The 19,477-nt window shown below is 55.6% G+C and carries 20 protein-coding genes and 1 pseudogene; 8 read left to right on the top strand and 13 right to left on the bottom strand.

The annotated features are described in order from the left end of the window. Window positions 1-49: 49 nt before the first annotated feature. The 10 genes and pseudogenes from GST84_26520 to GST84_26475 form a co-directional block, all read right to left on the bottom strand. Window positions 50-415, bottom strand: coding sequence for a hypothetical protein (locus GST84_26520; GenBank protein ID XGB15875.1), 366 nt, complete (start codon window positions 413-415; stop codon window positions 50-52). A 63-nt stretch (window positions 416-478) separates the two neighbouring features. Next, window positions 479-925, bottom strand: a complete 447-nt coding sequence (locus GST84_26515; protein ID XGB15874.1) for a hypothetical protein — start codon at window positions 923-925, stop codon at window positions 479-481. A gap of 120 nt (window positions 926-1,045) precedes the next feature. After that, window positions 1,046-1,651, bottom strand: coding sequence for a hypothetical protein (locus GST84_26510; protein ID XGB15873.1), 606 nt, complete (start codon window positions 1,649-1,651; stop codon window positions 1,046-1,048). A 70-nt stretch (window positions 1,652-1,721) separates the two neighbouring features. Beyond that, window positions 1,722-2,309 (bottom strand): annotated as a pseudogene (locus GST84_26505) (hypothetical protein). After that, window positions 2,302-2,970, bottom strand: coding sequence for a hypothetical protein (locus GST84_26500; GenBank protein XGB15872.1), 669 nt, complete (start codon window positions 2,968-2,970; stop codon window positions 2,302-2,304). The pseudogene GST84_26505 and the gene GST84_26500 overlap by 8 nt, the downstream one beginning before the upstream one ends. Before the next feature lie 46 nt (window positions 2,971-3,016). After that, window positions 3,017-3,484, bottom strand: coding sequence for a DUF2726 domain-containing protein (locus tag GST84_26495; protein XGB16075.1), 468 nt, complete (start codon window positions 3,482-3,484; stop codon window positions 3,017-3,019). A gap of 373 nt (window positions 3,485-3,857) precedes the next feature. Next, complete coding sequence (locus GST84_26490) at window positions 3,858-4,259, bottom strand: hypothetical protein (GenBank protein XGB15871.1); 402 nt, start codon at window positions 4,257-4,259, stop codon at window positions 3,858-3,860. Window positions 4,260-4,292: 33 nt separating this feature from the next. Next, entirely contained in the window at window positions 4,293-6,164 is a 1,872-nt protein-coding gene (locus GST84_26485; GenBank protein ID XGB15870.1) for a UvrD-helicase domain-containing protein, read from the bottom strand. 30 nt (window positions 6,165-6,194) lie between these two features. Continuing rightward, a complete protein-coding gene (locus GST84_26480) occupies window positions 6,195-6,482 on the bottom strand; it encodes a hypothetical protein (GenBank protein ID XGB15869.1) in 288 nt (95 codons plus the stop codon). 1,809 nt (window positions 6,483-8,291) lie between these two features. Beyond that, complete coding sequence (locus tag GST84_26475) at window positions 8,292-8,819, bottom strand: hypothetical protein (GenBank protein XGB15868.1); 528 nt, start codon at window positions 8,817-8,819, stop codon at window positions 8,292-8,294. 224 nt (window positions 8,820-9,043) lie between these two features. Between GST84_26475 and GST84_26470 the strand changes: the two genes are divergently transcribed. The 3 genes from GST84_26470 to GST84_26460 are packed head-to-tail and all read left to right on the top strand — an operon-like array spanning window position 9,044 to window position 11,316. Continuing rightward, a complete protein-coding gene (locus GST84_26470) occupies window positions 9,044-10,081 on the top strand; it encodes a hypothetical protein (protein XGB15867.1) in 1,038 nt (345 codons plus the stop codon). Beyond that, on the top strand, window positions 10,074-10,766 hold the full coding sequence (locus GST84_26465) for a hypothetical protein (protein ID XGB15866.1): 693 nt from the start codon (window positions 10,074-10,076) through the stop codon (window positions 10,764-10,766). The genes GST84_26470 and GST84_26465 overlap by 8 nt, the downstream gene beginning before the upstream one ends. Window positions 10,767-10,791: 25 nt before the next feature. Beyond that, window positions 10,792-11,316, top strand: a complete 525-nt coding sequence (locus GST84_26460) for a hypothetical protein (GenBank protein ID XGB15865.1) — start codon at window positions 10,792-10,794, stop codon at window positions 11,314-11,316. Window positions 11,317-11,979: 663 nt separating this feature from the next. Here GST84_26460 and GST84_26455 read toward each other — a convergent pair. Further along, window positions 11,980-12,297 carry a hypothetical protein gene (locus GST84_26455; protein XGB15864.1) on the bottom strand — a complete coding sequence of 106 codons (318 nt, stop codon included), beginning with the start codon at window positions 12,295-12,297 and terminating at the stop codon, window positions 11,980-11,982. Window positions 12,298-13,065: 768 nt separating this feature from the next. Here GST84_26455 and GST84_26450 point away from each other — a divergent pair. From GST84_26450 to GST84_26435, 4 genes are all read left to right on the top strand, one after another. Continuing rightward, window positions 13,066-13,704 carry a hypothetical protein gene (locus GST84_26450; GenBank protein XGB16074.1) on the top strand — a complete coding sequence of 213 codons (639 nt, stop codon included), beginning with the start codon at window positions 13,066-13,068 and terminating at the stop codon, window positions 13,702-13,704. Between the two features lie 207 nt (window positions 13,705-13,911). Further along, window positions 13,912-14,913, top strand: coding sequence for an endonuclease (locus tag GST84_26445; GenBank protein XGB15863.1), 1,002 nt, complete (start codon window positions 13,912-13,914; stop codon window positions 14,911-14,913). Window positions 14,914-16,258: 1,345 nt separating this feature from the next. Then, entirely contained in the window at window positions 16,259-16,543 is a 285-nt protein-coding gene (locus GST84_26440; protein XGB15862.1) for a hypothetical protein, read from the top strand. Between the two features lie 24 nt (window positions 16,544-16,567). Then, entirely contained in the window at window positions 16,568-17,737 is a 1,170-nt protein-coding gene (locus GST84_26435) for a hypothetical protein (GenBank protein ID XGB15861.1), read from the top strand. An 82-nt stretch (window positions 17,738-17,819) separates the two neighbouring features. Here the strand turns inward: GST84_26435 and GST84_26430 are convergent, their stop codons facing one another. Then, window positions 17,820-18,188 (bottom strand): transcriptional regulator, encoded by a 369-nt coding sequence (locus tag GST84_26430; protein XGB15860.1) that lies wholly within the window; start codon window positions 18,186-18,188, stop codon window positions 17,820-17,822. A 111-nt stretch (window positions 18,189-18,299) separates the two neighbouring features. Here GST84_26430 and GST84_26425 point away from each other — a divergent pair, with 111 nt between their 5' ends. After that, entirely contained in the window at window positions 18,300-18,623 is a 324-nt protein-coding gene (locus GST84_26425) for a hypothetical protein (GenBank protein ID XGB15859.1), read from the top strand. Between the two features lie 38 nt (window positions 18,624-18,661). On the opposite strand, the gene GST84_26420 is transcribed toward GST84_26425, so the two are convergent. Then, complete coding sequence (locus tag GST84_26420) at window positions 18,662-19,279, bottom strand: hypothetical protein (protein ID XGB15858.1); 618 nt, start codon at window positions 19,277-19,279, stop codon at window positions 18,662-18,664. Window positions 19,280-19,477 lie beyond the last annotated feature (198 nt).

Below are 19,477 nucleotides of genomic sequence, written 5' to 3'. Positions count from 1 at the left end.
CAAACAACAAAGCCCGCCGATGCGCGGCGGGCTTTGGGTTGTGCGAAGCTCAGTGAGCAGGGTTGAAGATGAGCACGCCGACCCCAAGCATGAGGAACGGAAAACCTACCACCGCCATCGTCGTAACCGCATCCTGAGCGTAGAACCGCTCACACGCCGCCCCAGCAACCAGGAATCCCAGCATCAACACGATGAAACCGGCGAATCCCCTCTGGAACAGCACCACACCGGCCGCCGACAGCATAATCACAGCGGTCTTCTCTGGCGACATGTTCAGAGCGATGTTCACCAGCTGCTGATCGATCACCATGGGGCCGATACAAAAAAACCCCAGGGCCACGCAGATTGCGCCCAGCCCCCTGTAAACCATGCTTCGGTCAACACCACTCGTTGCGTCCAACCCAGGCTTATGCATCGCCTAACTCCCTTCTGTTCTGTGTGTTTGGCTGCCTAAAACAGCTGGGCCGCCGTCAATCCGTTAGTCGGTCAGGTAAACCCGCTTCTTCGCCTGCTCTTCCCGCATCCCCATGTAAGCCATCAAGGTGTAGAACAACACCAGACCTCCTGGCGCTAGGTACATGACAGCCTTAGCCCCGAGGACGCCCAAGGCATCCAGCTGAGCTCGGATCTGCTCAACCTGGTCACCTGCAGGTACCGGTTCGATTACCTGGGTCAGTCCTGTTCCCATGATCAAGAATAGGGCCACACCGAACAGCCCCATGAACTTCCACTGACGTCGCGCAGGTTTGGACATTACCAGCATGGTGATACACAGCATCAGGCTAAGGATGTAGTACCTGGCTGTGGCTTCAGTGAACCCTAAGTGTTCAACCCCGGCATCGAACAGGCCGACGATACCAATCATTGCCCCCGCGAGCGCAACCCCTGCAAACCAACCAAAAACGATCCCGAACAGCGATTTCATATCTCGATTCCTTATGGCTGGTGCTCAGCGCATCCAGTTAACTATTAGAGCTCCACCCCTTGTTCGGTGGAGCCTTAGATTCGGAGGTGGTCGGCACCGGCCACCCCGAGACTTCACCGACTACTCGGCGTAAGCGTCCAACTGCTTCTTCAGTTCGGTGCGCTGCGCATCGAGCATTTGGTTGAGCTGATCCGCTTTGAACACATCGAACGGAGCCCGGACAAACGCCAGCACCTCGATCGCCGCCAATGTCTTGCCTTCGACTTTGCTCGACTGCTCAGAGGCCGCGGCGTCGGGAAGGCCCAGCATCTTGGTGCAGGCGCTGCTCGTGTAGTCGTAGCAGCCCACCTTCGCCTCACCTGCCAGAACAGCGCTGCGGAAAGAGACGCTCGGGAAGATAGTGGTACCACTCACAATCCCAGCCATGATCAGTACCAGGCCGAAGGCACTGCCCATAAATGCGCGAAAGGCGCCGATGACGAACGCGAAGACGCTGACACCGGACAAAAAGAACGAGAGGGTTGGAGGAGTTACCAACCACGAGGCATGTTTCAGGTCCTCGGGGCTCACAGGAGCCTTGAAGTTCAGAACGGCTGCGCTGATCACGGCAAACACGACGAACAGCACCGGCACGGCCAGTAGCAGGCTTGCGATGATCAGAGGCCCCTTGGCGGCCGTCCCTGGCGCAGGGTCGACGTATTCACTGGAGGATTCCTGGTTACTCATAATGCTCACCTGCTGGGTTAGTGACTAGGGATGTAGGGGGCGTGTTTTCCTGGCTGTGCAAGCCCTTGCGGATCTCTTCTTTCAGCTCCTGGCGCTGGGCATCGAGCATTCGGTTGAGCTGGTCCGCTTTGTACACATCGAAAGGTGCTCGCAGGAAAGCCATCACCTCGATCGGCGCCGATGTCTTGCGTTCAACTTTGCTCGACTGATCGGATGTCGCGCTGCTGGGGAGGCCAAGCATCTTGGTGCAGGCAAGGCTCGTGTAGTCGTAACAGCCGACCTTCGCCTCGCTTGCCAGCACGGCGCTGCGGAACGAGACGCTGGGGAAGATGGTGGGCATAGCAAGCACACCAATCATGATGAGGAACAGTCCCAAAGAGCTGCCTCTGAAGGTTTGCAGGGCGCCACCCATGATGCACATGAAGCTGAAAAATGCGCAGATGAACGACAGCGATGGCGGAACCACCAACCAGGAAGCGAGGTGCAGGTCCTCGGCGCTCACGGGAGCCTTGAAGTTCAGGACGGCGGTGCTGATTGCCGCAAACACGACGTACCCCACCACCGCAGCCATGAAGACGCTCGCGAAGATCAGTGATCCCTCGCCTGCCGTCCCCGGCGTGTGATCGAAGTAGTCATTGGAAGAATCGTGGTCACTCATGATGCTCACCTGTTGAGCTCGTCGCTTCGGATGTGGGGAGGGTGTCGGGCTGAGTTTTCAGGCCCTTGCGCATCTCACCTTTCACTTCCAGGCGCTGTGTATCGAGCATCTGGTTGAGTTCATCCGCTTTGAACACATCGAACGGAGCTCGAACGAAGGCCATCGCTTGGACAGGGATGAATTGGTGGACACTCGGCTGGGCCGGCTGATCTAGGTTGGCTGCGCGACTGGGTAACCCCAGCATCTCGGTACAGGCGAGCAAGCTGTAATCGTAACAGCCGATTTTCGCTTCCCCAGCCAGAACAGCACTGCGCAGTGAGACACTCGGTTCAGTGGAAACGGCGCCGATAAAGCTGATCATGAGCACACCGAAGCTCAGGGTCATCGGGCTAATCAACTGAAGCACGAGTGCGAAGCCTATGATCAACAATGCGCCGGAGATAAAGGGGAGCAAGTAGGGGGCGTGCACCAGCCAGGATGCATGCTGTAGATCCTCAGCACTGACCGGTACTTTGAAAGTCAAGACGCCGATGCTGATTGCCGCAGCAATGACATACAGCCCTAGCAACGCGAGGAACAGCCCCCGGAAAGTCAGCTTTCCTTCGCCGGCCGAAGCTTCTGCGCGAGCGAAGTATTCGCTGGATGAATCGAAGTCACTCATGGTGATCACCTTCTGAGTTCTAATTGTGGATGAGAGGTCCTGAGCTCTACAGCTTCAGGTCCTTGCGAATGTCTCTGGCCGACGGCATCCCGCGGTACCGATGCACGGTGACCCCGACGGCCTTCATCAGCTCGTCGCGACGCCGGTCCTTTGCCTTGGCCTTGCCGCTGTTGTGCGTGGAGTCGTCGACCTCGACCAGCGCTACCGGCTTGAGCTGCTTGTCGCAGAGCAGGAAGTCGCAGCGGTTGTGGGCGACCATATGCCGTGCGTGGTTCTTGTCGGTCATGGCGGTGGCTTTCACCTTGATGAAGGCGCCGAAGACCACCTGGGGCGCGATGACCAGGTCGTCGCGTACCGCCTCCTTGAGCCGCCAGAAGAAGTCCTGCTCGCGCTCGGTGAGCAGGGGGATGCACTGGTAATGCTTGGTCGAGTAGCCTTTGCGGCGCTTCAGCATCGCAATGGCGAAATACGCAAAGGCGCAGATCACCAGCGCGGGAACAAGCACTCCATCCATGCTGTTGAGAATTGACATACCTACTCCTAAATAGATTCTTTACGCGTACCAATACGCACACTGGCTAAAAAATGGCGTGTAGTCCGCCTGTGATGTTGGTCAAGTAAATGTGATTTCGCTTCCAGCTCGGGAGGAGCACGCGCCTCCGCCGATCAACAAACCTGCCCTGGGTATTGCTCGTTGGGCGTGGAACCGTTAGGGTGAGTCATCCTCCCTTAGCGACACGCTCGTGTCGTGCAACACCTCTCTCCAATCCTCCCGTAGCCAAAGCAAGTCACCGTCCCGCAATCATGCGCGCCGACTTGACCAATCACACAAACGAACCATTCGAAGCCCGCCCCGCCTGGAACGATCATGAGCGCCAGCAACGTCGCTAGACGTGGTCGTCCGAGAGGTGCCCGGTGACCGCCGGCAGCTGTTGCGAGGGTTCGACACCCACGGCCCGCTTGCCCCGTCGAGAACCCCGGCCTTTCACCTCGCCCGCGGCTGTCGCCTCTTTAACCGCCCGAGCAGCCATGCCCTCATTGACCATGTCCAGAATTTCCTGGGACATCCGCTGTTGAACAATGCGGGAGTTCCCCATGCGGTAGTTCGCGTCGGTACGCTCCGTATCTGCAGCCTTCGCCCATTCCCGCAGGGTGTCCCGGGCCTCGGCGATGCTCCCTTTGATCTTGACGAAAATTTCGAACATCAGCGGGTCGATGGAAACGGATGATTTTTTGGATTTCCCGCCCGCGTCCCGGCGGTAGAAGATCCGGATGAAATCGTCAGCCATGCTCGCGCCCTGCTCCGATCAGTAGGTAATGCATCAGGCAACTTCCAGGTGCAAGTCACAGACCAGGCGGCCGGTGATATCAGGGCAACCGATGAACAGGCCACCATGCAGGCGACCCTGACGCACCATCGAGGCCACGGTATCGGCCGCCCGGGATACGGAGACACCCACGACACCCGCAATCGCGGTCGCAGTCAGTGCCGCATGACGCAGGATCGCCAGCTCGATGCGGGACTCAACCTCATCGCCTTCGAACAGCAGGGCAGCGTCGGCGCCGACAAGCTCAGCCACTTTGGAAAGCGCCCCCACGCCGGTGATCGCAGAGAAGGTCTCGGCCTCTTGTTCAGGGCTCACAACCAGCACCAGCCCCCCCGCTTGTTCGGTGTACTTGGCATCAGGTCGTACCGCTTCACCCACCACCCCAGCGGCCTCGCAGTAACGCAAAACTGCCTGGATCTGCTCATTCACCTCAATGGATTCCATCGCACGGGTCAGTGCCACGTACAGCAGGTGGAGCTCTTGGCGCAGCTCAGGGGTATCCAGCACCAGCGGCAGGCCGGCATCGGTGATCAGGTTGAGGAAGTCGCTCAACAGAACGACCTGCGGGAACTCCAAACCTTTCGAGCGGTGGGCAGTGCACAGAATGACGGTCGCGTCATTGATGTCGCTGACGCAAGCATCCTTGATCCGCTGTACCAGGCTCGGGATTTGATCACCGTACTGCTTGGCAACACTGATGAGGGCGTGGATTTCTTTGTCATCGGTGTCGTTGGCATAAGCCTCCAGATCCTGGAGAGAGCGGAACGCACTGAGCAAAGGGTCGCGCAGGCGTACACCCGTGTTGGCTCGCAGGTGGTGGACTTCTACCAGCTTGTCGAACGGGTACTCGTTGACGCCACCCACGAAGTGCAGACGCTGGCCTTCCAGCAGTTGGACAGCACTGGCGAACAGCTTCGCATTGGTGCGCCCGATGATCGCGTACGGCTTGGTGCGGTCGACGGCGAAGCGGGTAGTCAGCTCATGGCGTGAACTCCGCACTGGCTCCTGCTCGCCGGCGAACTCACGCAAGAGCATGGTGGCCAGCTCGGCGATGCCGGCGCCATAACGGTGGCTTTCGCTCAGCGATACGACTTGGTCGAACTGCGACGGTTCGAAGGTGTTGTAGGCACCGCGGAAACCGAAGATTGCCTGGAAGTCGTCACCGGCCAAACGCAGCGGGCAGTTCTGGCGCAGGATCACCGCAGCAAAGACAGGATTGGTGTCCTGGTACTCGTCCAGAAGGATCTGGTCGTAGCGGTGGCTCAGGTCAGGGTCACCCAGGCTCCACAGTTTCAGGTAGCCATCGTGCGGCATTCGCAGATGAGCGGTTTCCAGGAACTCGGCACGCTCGTCTTGGCTATCGCCGCACCCGCGAGACCATTGGCGCAGGCGCTGCAGGTCTTCCCAAACAACCTTCGCCCACTCCGCTGCTTTCTCACGGTCATGGCCAACGATCTGTGCCGGCACATGCGCTGCCAGGATCTCCCGGTCTGCAGAGACCATGTAGTTGTGCAAGGTGACGTAGAGGTGGCGAGCGAACGCCATTGGGATGCCGTACTGCTTGGCCAGCTGGGATGGGTGGAGATCACCTTGCTTGCCGACCTTCTTGAACTGGCCGCCGACTTCCCAAGCAAGCCCATGGCTGGTCCTGGTGGTCACATTGGAAGGGAAGCGAGTAGCTGCGTCCTCCTTGTTGGCCTTGCCAAAGGTCACATACAGCAGGCGGTGGGCTGGGAACCGCAGGGCGTGCTCGATGAGCAGCGAGGTTTTACCAGCGCCCGCCTTGGCGCGGATCAGCAAGCGCTTGGCGGTACTGCCCAGGGCAACAGCCTGGTCTTTGTTTGGGGTGAAAGCTTTCGCGGCCATTGCCGGCCTCCTTGAGGTGCGAGTGGTGAATCAGTCGTCGTCTTTGCGGAACATGTTGAGGCTGTCGTTGAAGATGCAGTGAGGGTCTTCCTGATCCATCAGCCGCTCCTTCTTGCTGAACTTCACACTTGGGTCAGCAAACAGGTTGAAGAACAGGACCATCGGAATGCTGGCTGCGATGACCAGGAGCAACGAGCCGGCGAAAGCCCAGCCACCAAAGGCGTGTCGAACGTATGCAGCAAGCAGACAGGCTGCTACTGCCAGAGCGATCGACCCAGCTCCCTTCCCAACCTGTTTCATCACAAAGGACTTGTTCATCTCGGTGGCTCCTTGGCACAACCATTTATGGCTCCACGATACCTATAGATTTGTATGGATGCAAGACAAATTATAGTTACGTGTTACGAATACAGGCACAACCATTTATGACTCTGTAGCGAGAAAAGCATTGGCCGCTAGCACAACCATTTATGCCCGAGGAGAGGCAAAAGCGGAAAGCCGCAGCACAACCATTTATGCTCATGCGAAGCCATAAAAGCCGGCCCCGTCGGCGCCGATACGCCGCCCAGCAACGAAAAGGGAGGCGCTCGCTGGCAGAGATACCCCGGGCCGCAATCGCCTATGGGCATGCACACATGCAATGAGCTGAGAATCATGGAGGCAATGAAGTGCTTCCCACCCACGAGACACCGAACAGAGAAAAACGGCTCCAAGCAGCCTGAGCTGAGACGAATCCGACCAAGCCAAAGCACCACCACTCGGCACCAGGTGCTGACTACCGCCAGCCAATCGTCAATACCCGCCTGCCCGGTCACAAGCGGCACCAGGAGAGCAGCCGGGTCGGCCTCGCCAGGCAGGTCACATACCACCCACCGCCAGCCAAGCATCACACGCTGCGAGTCGGATCGAGCACCGCCCGCACAGATCCAGCTTCACCCACCACCGGCCGCCGGGTATCGCACTCTGCCGGCCACGCCAGGATCACAAACCGCAGCAACAGGTCTCACACCGCCCACCACCGACCGCGACCGATCATCGGAGGCCAGCTGCAGGACCCAGCATCGAGCCCCTGCACAGCCAGCCGCTCTCCTCCCCCCGTCGCATCCTTCTCAGCCCGTCGCTCTCCTCCCCCGTCAGATCCTTCTTGGGGTCGCCACCGACTGCCGGTGGACTGTTTCGCTTGACGCAGCCTGCCGGGACTGACCGTTGAGCGCCGGCCGCGGGGCGTAGCAAAAGGCACAAATGGTTATGCTGTCGGCAGGAGCAAAAGCGCCAAACCTGCGCCAGCAAAACAAGCGCCAGCACAATGAAATGCCAATACGGCAGCGCAACAACGAAACCCCAAACTAGCGATGGCACAATTCAACATCTGGAACTGGTGCGAGAACAATAAGATTCCACCACTCATGCTCCCACGCACAGCAGACGACGCTGGAAGTTGCAGTGAAATAATGGAGATGAAGAAGAGAAGAGAGAAAAGAGAATCCACAGAAGAAGAATGAACCCAATACGTCATCAGCAGAAGGGAGCCGGCGGGTGCAGAGGCACAAGCGGCACAGAAAGAACTGGCAGATCCACAACAGCCAGCCACACGACAGGCACCCAAACCAAACTTGCAGAACGAGGAGTGGAACAACGAGCAGCGGAAAAAGAGAATGCGACACAAGTGCCGGCGCCAGAATGAGGCCGATGGTGCAACCGGAATAAGAGAAAATGAATGAAGAGAATTAAATTAGATTAAGGGAGCGGGCGCGAGGCAGTTCGGGTCAAACACCGCCAGGCCCGGATAGAAGTCAGCTCACCACCGAATGCAAAAGCAATTCTCTGCGGCCGGATCACACTACGCTCAGCAAGAGCCCGGATAAGACTTCGCCAAATCACCGGTAGGCTTCTGGTCCGCTTTACCAAAGCCGCGGGATCCCACTGCGCATAACACCGGTTTGCTTCTAGTTGGCTTCGCCAAAGCCGCAGAGTCACACAACGCGTAACACCGGTTTGCTTCTAGTCCGCTTTGCCCATAGCCCGGTTCCTACTTGGCCTGTCACCGAATAGTTTCTGGTCACGCTCAGCCACAAAAAAGGCCCTGCCGACGTTGATCGACAAGGCCTTCGCGAAACTGATTAGGGATTACTCATCCACGTCGATCTCTCCTTCGAACTTCGTTTCCACTTGGTCCAGCATGCTGCCCACCAGAGACTCAAGAGATGCCAGATCATCTTCTCTGGCCTTGAGCGTCAGCTTTACGCCATGGCTCATATTTCGTACGCGCTCGTGCATTTCGGCTCTGAGGTCAAAGAGTTTGGAAACCCTTTCGCACAGGCTCAGAACAAGCTTGTGATTGGGCTCGAATTCTCGGGCTCGCTTCACTCTCTTCGTGAGGCCTTTGTGGCTCACGTTCGTAGACATCCATTTCCCCTTGCCGGCCTTGAGCTTTCGGTACACCCGTACGAATGGCCTCGACTGGCCTCGGTGCTGGTTGAAATCGATCCCTATGCGCCCCGTCTGGAACGGCTGCATGACGTAGAGCAATTCGCCCATGCGGACCAGGATCTGATCGATTCGAATCAGGTAGTCGACGGCGGTGTCGACCGACTCCTTGCCTTTGCGCCGAAGCTCTTCGAAATCGTCGATGGAGGGGGGGTTGTGTATAGCCATTGTTTAAGCGTTCGCCGGGGGGTTGTGTATAGCCGCGCCGAGGAGGCGCGCTCTGGCGGATTTTCTTTGTCATCATCCAGTATTGTCAATACGTGTTATGTATCTTAGACTCCCATCAATGCATACAGCACAGTAGCTACATCGCACTGAACTGTAGGTACTGCACACTGCACAGTGCGCATCGTTAACCCTTCTAAGTCGCTGGTTTATAAAGGTTTTATTTCATGAAAGGTCGCGTAGCAATCGGTTTGGATGCGGGTCGTAGTGCTATTAAAGTCGTCGCTTACCACGACGGAAAACGAACGGAGATCATGTACCCCACTCTGGCGGTTCCAGCTGTCGAACTCACCGACCCGACGACTGCGGCTCGCGCTCAGGCCGAGACCGAGATTGTCGATGGCAAGGCATACTTCACTGGCGATACCGCTCGCCTCCAGGGCAACCTCACCTCCTCTATCGGGTTGAACGACAACTGGACGGATACCCCGGAATACCTGGCGCTTATTCAATCGGCTTTTACCAGGCTCCGTGCCAAGGGAGTTCAAGGCATTGATGAGGCATTTGTAATTATCGGTACCCCGTCTAAGTTGTTCGGCTCTCGTAAGGACAGTCTGGTCGAGCGCACTCGGAAAGCACTCCCTAAATCTGTCGAGTTGAAAGCACTTCCTCAGCCAATGGGCGCTTACTGCGACTACATTCTTGATCAATCGGGCATGCCCATTGAAAATCTGATCAATGGTGCTAATGGAAGGCCAAAGTCCTATGGCGTCATCGAAGGCGGTCATTACTCGACTGACTTCCTTTTGATGAAGGAGGGTCAATATATTGAGCGGGGCGCTGACTCTTGTGCCGGGATGAGTGCAGCGGCAGAGCAGTTGCGCCGAATCTTGGGCCAACGCGAGATTCAAGCAAGCCTTGTGGAGTGTGAGGAATCGTTCAGCACCAAATGTCTTTTCCAGTATGGTCAAGAGGTAAGCATTCAAGAGCAAGTTACCGAAGCCCAACAGCACGTGGTCCAGGAGGTTATCTCTAAAGGTAACTCGTTGTTTTCCGATGATGCACGGTCGCTAAATGGAATTTTGGTTGCGGGAGGAAGCGCCGAGGCTATCTATGATCGTGCCAAAAATGTATGGCAACACAGCATTCTTGTAAAAAATCCTCGCTGGGCTGTTGCTGACGGTTTTGCTCGCTATGCCCTTGGACAAATCATCCGGAGCATCGTAAACGCGAATGCCAAAAGGGTGTCTGCTGTAAATGGCTAAGTTAATTCGTGTATATGACCCTAATGAAACTGAGCGCAAAATAAATCTGAATATCCCAGAGGACGTTTGCCCAGGTTTGCTGGAGTTCATGTCCGAACTGCCATACGGTAAAGACACGCCTCTTATCAGGGGTGTCTTTTATCAGTGGTTTTTGAGCCACAGTGAGGCCGGCACCCTAGACGAAGCTCTCAATATCGCTCTTGCTGGCCCGGGGGGAATGATTGCGACGGGCCGCCAATCCAAGCGTGAAAGTGCAGCTCCACCGAGTCGAAAGAAACGGGTACCACGGCAGCGAGAGATCACCGCAAAACCTGGGGCTGCCAAAGCTCCGCCAGTCGCGCCGCCCTCAGGGCCCCTTGCTCCCGCGGAACCGTTGGAGCCGATGGAGCCGGCCATGGTTGTCGAGGAGGTTCGCCCTCCCCTGCAACCTGAGCCGGTGGGCGCTCAGATTGGTGCTCCCTTGCACACAGGTGCTGTCGAGGTTCATGCAGAGTCTGTCCCCTTCGCCACCCCTGACAACGGTATGAATGCTCAGGACTCGTTGATCGACCAACAGCCGCAGCTGCTCTCAACAGCAGATGCCCTTGATGAGGCCAGCTCATCGCATGGCTCTCAAGATGCAACACCGGCCGAACCTACAAACGCTCAAAAGGCAGCACTCGATGCGTTGGGAACCATGTTCTAGCCCTCCACAAACAATCAGGTGAACGATGAAAATTGGCTCCAAACTGCTGAACGTCGCTCAGCGCATAGCGGCAACCACGACAGATTTTGTTTTGGTATCGCTGGTACTGGGTGGATCGCTAGCACTACTGGCTTTAGTCATGGCTCATAATGCCCATGTCGATACGTCGGGCCCATTCGACGTTGCTACCCCGGGCCTGAGCTGGACTGAGGGGGCAGCACTCAGCCTGGCACCTTACTTCCTTGTTCTGTTGCCTTTGGTGTGGTTGATCTACGAAGCGACACTGACCAGGACCTGGCGTGGCACGACGGCCGGCAAGCTGTTGTTCCGTGTCAGGACGATCTCGCTCAACGGCAACCTATCCATCTGGCAGTGCATCTTGCGCACCACCTTGAAGATCATGTCCGTCTTGCTTCTGCTCAGCATCGGGCATCCGCTCGTGCTAGCCGTTGTGCTTGCAGCCTTCATCGCGGTTCCGGTTTTCACTGTGAAATCCCAGTTCATCTTCGACCTCTTGGCGTCCACCACCGTGACTAAACGGGGCACGTGACCACCCGCACCAAATCGCATGACCGGCCTCAGGGCCGGTTTTTTTTGGTCAAGAAATGGTGTTTATCAGCCCATGTTGAACATCACCTGAGGCAAAGTTAACGGATACTCCCACTGGAGAAGCCAGTCAGGTCCGAGGTCGCGAAGCCTCCTTTGTAGTCAGCAACACGGTAACGGGTTAGCGCACTACCCACATACCGCCTGATATCTCCGCTCCCTAATGCATCCCCTGTGTTTGCCTCTGTGTTCTCGACTCGGTGATGCACCGCCAGTCTCTGAGATCAGACAATAGTCGAGTCCGGGCATCTCCCAGGAACTGACAACACAGCTGGACGATTAGGTCGAAGCGGTTATCCCTCAGGTCGCTCACCACTACGTGAGCAGCGCAAATGACTTCCCCGGACGTATGTCCTTCACATAGCAGCCAGGTGCAACTGGTGGGGATTCGCAAGCTAGCCAAGCAGGACGTCGTACTGCTGTCGACTATCCTAATGGCGATAAAGAGGTGAGCTCAGTCTTGGTAACGGTGGACTCTCCACCTACAGCGCCGCGGCAGCTGTGGTTACCAGGACTGGGCTCTTTGTATATCAAAGGCCCAGTTTTTTTTTCGCCGCGGGCGCCTTTGTTAGCCCTTACGTCCCGAGGCGTATTAGCCTCCATTGTCTCAGTGACGTCGGGCCTTCCACAGACCCACCGTACTACTGCCGCCGGCAGACTGATCGATGTTTGGAGAGTCGCCCGTCTCGATCACTTTTGTCCTCACTTCCGATTTGTACGCCCCCGTCTCCAGTTTGCCGATGTACTCCTGCCAGTCCTCCGCCGCATGATTCTCGTTAGGAAGGGAATGACCTTTGGTCTTCATCCCACACCTCACACGATCCCGACTAGCTGCGTCCATCGCATAGGTGGTTATTGAATAGCCATCCCTCAGCTTTTCTTGCACTTGAAGCTCCAAAAGCCTGCTCATTTCCGATTTGTCCATTGCAACCTCGGTAAAAACATGTGAGGGGCGAGCGGCAGGGAGCCGGGGCCACGAGATGAGGATCGCACACGCCACTACCATCCAGGCTCTACCCTAGCGGCAATGGGACCATTTCTTCGCTATTAGCTCTGAGATACCAATCTGAAAGGTAAGGGTTAGTGCCAGCTGCATAACGCTTCGCAATTCTCGGATGCGATCTCACCCAGGCTTTCAATCCCTCCCAAGCCTTGCTGCGATAAAAAAGCGTTCGACTGTCCCAGCCCCCGTGGTCCAGCAACTTGATCCCGAACTCCTCCGATAAGGCACGGGCATCGTCAATAGTGAACCCCCTGAGAAATACCCGAGCTTCACTGCGATATTTGACGATGTACCACCCAAACTCCTCGCATCTGTCTCTAGTAGGATCGAGCTCAACAATGTTGCACACCCCGAGGTGCACACCATCATGGACGGCTGACCGTGGGGTGATTGATGAAATCCAGGGACCTTCGTAAATCATTGAGGCCTCGAAAAGCTGACCCCTGATGGTGGCGCTGTGGAAGACGTTATTGTTCATGGCCGAGCTCTCCGCACTACCTGAAATTTTAGCCGATCTCCCTTCTGCAGCTCGTTGAGACGACTAGCGGTGCAGCGATTCGCAACTAACGCAGATGGCTTTTTGCCACCGCCGGCAGCACCGGCCCCATCTGCATGAGCATTTTGCCACTAGCCTCCATGGCCACCCATCAGTATTATAGTTACATGTTATTCAAACCTCCTGAGGCTCACGTGATCAATAAAGCAATCGCCGCATTAGCTGCCACCTGCGTCATCATCGCCTTACCTGGTTGTGCAGCGAAGCCAATCACCGTTGAGAAAGGCCCGGTGCGCGTTCAAGCAGCACAGATCAACGGGCGCTTGGTGGAGGGTGTGCCTGTCAAGGCCGTGACCGAGGACGCCGCCCTTGGCGACATGACTGCGTACGTGAATGACGTTCTCAAGAAAGCTGGCTACAACCAGACTGCGGGTGATGCCAAGGTCACGTACACAATCAGCGAGGTCTATGCGGGCCCGGCCTCACAATACAAGGAAGCTCACACAGCAGTGGGCAACGCTGTGGCCACGGGCGCCTCTCTGGCTGTATCCCTCGCGACCTGCTCACTGCTGAACAATTGCACTGACTCTGGGATGGTTGGGAACAACGTCGCCTCAGGCCTAACCGCAGCATCCGATGCAGCACAGACCACCAACGGCCAGAACGTCGACAAACTCGCGGGGACGAACCTGGTGATTCACACGGTTTGCTTAACCGGCCGGGGTTGCGCCAGTTCAGCTGCAGCGACTTCTGATCCATCGATCTCGCTGAATGATCTCCGTATGCAGAACGCAATGCTTGGCCTTCCCCGCACGATGAGGATCGGCGAGTAACACCAGTGCTGTGTGCGACCGGCTGCTAAACAGCCGGTCGTTTTTTGGGTTAGCGCCCATCGTCATCCCCTTCTCTTCTGCATTACCTTCCCCTTCCTCCCAGAAACGCCAGTCCATGGCATCCAGTTTCAGCTAGAGCGTTATGCATCTCCATTTATCAGGCCTTCCACCGATCTGGTGCAGGTCACTTTTAGAGGAGATCGCGATATGGCAATGCGCATCATCACGGGACCAGCAGCTCAGCAAAACTCCGCCGCCTGGTTCGCATGGCGTAGTGAAGGAATCGGAGCTAGCGAGGCGCCCCAGATCATGGGCACGTCAAAATTCCGCAGTTCTTATGAGCTTTTCAGACTCAGGCTAGGCATCGGGCCTCCCCCGCCGCCGAACCCCTACGTCGATCGTATTCGAGCCAGGGGTCATCAGCTGGAACCCATAGCTAGGGCGGCTTATGAAAAGCACACCGGTACCACGGTTACGCCCATCATTGCCGAGAGTGACTCGATCCCATTTATCAGGGCATCGCTAGACGGGTTCAATCCCTTTCTAGGGATACCGGTCGAGATCAAATGTCCAGGGGATACAGCTCATGGGCTTGCTCTCAAGGGAATCGTCCCACCGGAGTATGTGGATCAGGTTCAGCATCAGATTTTTGTTGCTGAAGCCAGCTTCGCCCACTACTACTCGTTCGATGGGACTAAAGGCGTGCTGCTCAAAGTCATGCGGAACCAGAAGCGGATCGATCAAATCCTAAGAGGTGAGCTCGACTTCTGGCATCGGCTCCAAACAGGCAAATGGAGTACCGATGAATGGGAAGCCGCAGCGGCCGCCTGGCGACAGTCAAACCAGCAATTACAGGAAGCCACGGCGCGAGAGGAAGCAGCCCGAGCTGTACTGCTGTCTCAGATGCCGCCAGGCCGCAAGCGACATGAAAGTGAAGGTGTCTCTGTTCAGCTTTCCACGCGTAAAGGACATGTCGACTGGCGTGCTTTGCTCAAAGCACATGGCGTTGATCTGACTGAAAGCCAAATCGATGTCTACAGGAAGCCTCCTGGAGAACATGCGACAGTTCGTGATCAGCTCAGTGTACCCCTGACCACGCCCACCGCACTGGCGGCGCCGCTGACTCAACCGGGGTTCCCCTCCGTGCAAACCGGGCAGCCAGGTCCTAAACCCCCGGCACAGGCCTTGAAGAAGGACTTCGTTTTCTAACGCCACACATCCCCCGGAAACGGGGGATTTTTTTTCCCTGTTTTGCACAGGTATGTGCGGCATCCCCTCTCATAAAGCGAACCTGGGAGACAGAATGAAACGTATCAATAGGCATGTATCGGCGTGGCTTGTAGTAGTTTTTGTCTACATAGCGCTGGTAGTAGTTACGGGTGTAGCGTATAAGTTAGCGCTTTTCGCATTGACACTTCTTATATGTGTACCAGTAATCGCTTGGTGGAAAACAGGGAGCTTCACATATTGGCCAGTTATTCATACCAAAAGTGACAATGCTTCATTTAAACCACAACGGACCTACGAGCTCGAACGCACAGGACAGACTCAACGCAAGCGGGATACACCCAAGGCATATGACCTTAGCGACATTCCGCACCCACCAACGAGACGAAACGATGCACATCTCAAGAATCTTCCTCAAGGCAACGGTATCACTCCACCCACCACTAAACAGCGGCCAGAAACCGTGCAATGCGCACTCGTAGCCAAAAGGGTCAAGAAACCGATCACGGAAAATGTAGCCCCTACTATTGGATCCGTGGGTGACCTCTTCGAGGATCAAACCCGCATAGTAGAGACACCCGGAGACATCCTCATTGTTCCTGATGGAGACGTCTTTCTTTAACTGCATCACATAAACCAGCGCCTTATTTAAGGTGCTGGTTTTTTTATTCATCAAATGGATTACACTTCTCCCACCCACGCCCTGAGCGGCTTTTTGGCATACGAAAAATCGTGCATACCAAATTTTGCACGCATTAAACCGCACTTTTTAGGGAACTTTTCTGGCGCCGATTTGTTGACCCTCATAACAACACGTCCCTATAATTTGTCCCGCATCGCCAATCAACGGACTAGATAGGAATTAGGGACACAGCATGTCTTTCAGCTTTGACACATACCAGGGAGCTACGGAAATCGGTCTTTCGTCGCTGGGTTGCCTCTCAACCGATGGCAAACCGCACTGCCCACGATTCAATAAAAGCTGCTCTAACAAGTGCGCTTCAAAGTGCATGCTCAAAGCAATGACAGACTTCCCAGAAGCCAAGACTGAAATTCTCCTGGCTGGCGTCGTTATCGCGTCAACATTTGCATCAGATATGACTGAGGTTCACGCGGCATTGTCCGGCTTCGAGCGGGCAATCCAGGCTACCTGCATCTGATCACTCGCCCCTGCATCACCAATCACATGCCTGCGTAATGCACAGTACAACGATTTGAAACGGGCCAGTCTTCCACTTACGCGTTATGGATTTGATTGACGTTCTCTGTCACGTACGTATAATCAATAAAAGCGGCCTTATGCGGTCGCTACCAGAGGTAATGCTTCATGATCCACGAGTACTCCCCAATCGAAATCGGCCTGGACGCCCTTGGTGTGGAACCTGGTCAGAACCCCAGCACAGTGTTCGGGGTGGATGATCTAAGCCAAGCGGACCAGATCCGAAAAGTAGGTGAACGGATCGAGCACGCGATGAGTGCCTACCCTGAGATCAAGACTGAGATCTTGGCCGCCGGCATCAATGTCCTCCTCGATGTGTCCAGTTCGCTGGCGCAATTCAGGAGTGTCGCTCTCCCTCAACTGGACCGATCTGTGGATACCGTGGCTGCGTAGGTTGGATAAATCAACGAGCCCTTTATGGCAGTAGAAAAGATTGATGCCCTGGAGCAAGAGACTGCTTCAGGGCTTGTGCTAGACACCGACATCGAGTTACTCCCCCCCTCCGAGCCATCCGGCCCCCCCTCGACCTTTGAAAAGCTGTGCGGGACTTACATCTCGAACGAGGACCGCTCACGCAAGTTTGTGAATCGTCTGGCCTTCGAGATGGATCGCGATGAGCGCGTTCGCAAAATCTGCAGGGTCAAGCTCCGTCAAAATAAGTGCGAACTCAGCGACTTTGAAGAGGTCCTGCAAAGGACGCTGGAAGTCTTCTTCGGCTCTATGCTGGCTAAGATTGAAGATCAGGATGCCGTCTATGCGGTTGTGTACGCTGTGGCGCACAACGTCAGCCGAGAAGTCCTGAGAGATCGCCAGAAGCTGATGATCAATCATCGCTCCATCGAGGACATGCAAGAGAAGGGTGAGGAACTGGAGCAGGTCGGTCTAGCCGACCAGGTAGAAGTAGACCACGATCGAGATATCGATACAGAAGCTGCCACCATTAAAATGGCCGCAGCACTTAAACGGGTGATCAACGGAGAACAAACAGTGGCCAGTTCCGGCATCTATGCCATGGATCAAGATCCAATGGTGCGCCTCGTACAACCTCAGCCTACGGACGACCAAGAAAACGATACGGACACTTCATCGCGAACCAAGCCAGCTGATGCTGGTGTGAAGCGTCCCCGCGGCGGAAGCCGGGCCGAGCTTTCGGTTGATCAGCAAGAACTGGTGAAGATCGGCTCTGACCTGGGCCTACGCAATCAAGACTATGCCTTTGCCCTGGGCATTGGTCTCCCTAGACTCTCCTCCTACATCTATGGCCGGACTGCGTCGGTGCCCACGGAGGTAATGGAAAAGGCTCGGGGTCTTCTGGCAGAGGAGCCGCACCGGAGAGAACGCCTTTTGCGTTTCGACCGGGACATGAACGTCATCTTGGCTGAATGGATGACTCGCCTCTCCATCGATGCCGAGAAAGACGAAGACATGGCCACCATACTTGGGGTGACCAAAATGACGATCTACCGGTGGCGTAACAACGAGACCAAACCAGATGCAACGGCTCTGGCTCGTTATGAGCAGCGGATCGACTACGAGATTCGTATGAGAAAAGCTGTAGAGCAGCGGCTTCAAGCAGAGCGCTCTTAAATACGAACCCGCATTTATGCGGGTTTTTTTTGGCGAAAAAAAACCGGCTGCTGAAGCCGGTTTTGTGACGAGCTAATGGGACTCAGCTTTTCCAGGATTCGACGACGTCACCACCATATTGAGTTTTCCACTCTTTCAGCTGGCGGTGATTGCCGCCTTTGGTCTCGATAGTCTCACCGGTGTGGGGATTTTTGTAGACCTTGACCTCACGTGGCTTACGCTGCTGACGATCGCCTTCTGGCCGTGCATTGATTTTGCGCAGACTTGAAGCCGGGTCAAGAATGGCGATGACCTTGCCCAAATTCGCGCCGTACTCTTCCATCAGGCTTTTGAGCTTTTCCTCGAACTCAATCTCACGTTGCAGCCCTGAATCATTTTTCAGCGCTTCCAAAGCAGAAAGTTGCTCTTGCAGTGCTTTCTCTGCAGCACGAAATTCAGCCAACTTGCTCATGCGTAATCCTCATTGGTGTACAATTCAGCAAACAAGTATCTATAACTAATTTGCATAAAAATTACTATACCCTAGGTGCTGTTCTTTTTCTACTGAGTCGACGGAAATCCCATGATTTGCAACGCTGATGAGTACGCAGAAAGCGGCCGCCACCACCACATTGCAACACTGCTTGCCGGCCGTAACTTCGAAGGCGTCTACTTGATTTCAGAGCCACCCAAGACCGCATCCATTGAGGGAGAGGCTTGGTTGAGTTTCATCGCCTCCGACCTCACCGGCAGCATCAGATGCATCGTTGATCCAGCAAGGGCAGGCTGGGTAGGGAGTGAACGCTTCGCGAGCATTCGGGTGTATCTGAAAGGCCAGGTAGTCCACTTCCAGGACCAGTTGCATGCACGCATCAGCGAGCTACACCAATTGAAAATGCAGTGGTAAAAAAAAAGACCTTCTGGAGGGTATCCAGAAGGTCTTTTTTACACCAAGGCCCGAATGCAGGCCTTGCTCAATGCAACACGGGTGATGCTCGCCATCGTCATTACCTGATAAGCGGCAACAGCCCTCCCCTCCCCCAGCGCCACAGTGGCCAGCGTCAGCAGAGCATCTGCCGGCACGAGCGCAAACTCAGCGGAACTGGAATCTTCGAAATCAAGGGTGATTTCCTCATCATCTGCCACCCGATCGCCGGAGCATAGCCCGTCAAACGCATGAGGGGCCTCGGATAAGATGAGGTCGAAGAACTCAACGAAAGCGCGCAACTCGCTGGTGGAACCAACTGAAAACGTGCGGCCATTATTGAGGGAATTTTGAACGGTGTGAATCACATACTCGACAGCCTCTACTTCGCTGAGGAGGTCCTGCTCGGCCGACAGTAGCGAGTCCTGTACAGATGACCCAGTGGCAGCATCTGTCAGCCCGGTGACATCCAGGTCACCACCCAGATCGCTATAGCGACACTGGGCGAGCACCTTGATCTGGGCTACGTAGGAAGAATCGGCTTGGACCTCTTCCGCGAACGGCTCCCCATTGGGGAACAGTCCGGAAATCAGCAGGGAACGAGTTTGCGCTTGATTATGTTGTGGGTACGAAATCATGTGGGTCTCCTGAAAGAGTGTGCTGTTGAGGCTTTTCGCCTAACTGCCTTGCCTCAGGGGATGTGTCACATGCGTGTGTAAGATGAAATCACACACCAATAACGAAAAATACTATCAACATTAATTCAATACAGGCAGCGTACATCTCCGCGTTAAGGATTTCTGAAATTACTTTTTTTTGGCCATTTGACACTATCG

The sequence above is a fragment of the Pseudomonas putida genome, from assembly GCA_041879295.1.
GTDB classification, from domain to species: domain Bacteria; phylum Pseudomonadota; class Gammaproteobacteria; order Pseudomonadales; family Pseudomonadaceae; genus Aquipseudomonas; species Aquipseudomonas putida_Y.
The sequence above is the reverse complement of the archived record's forward strand: the minus strand, read 5'-3'. Positions and strand labels throughout refer to the sequence as shown.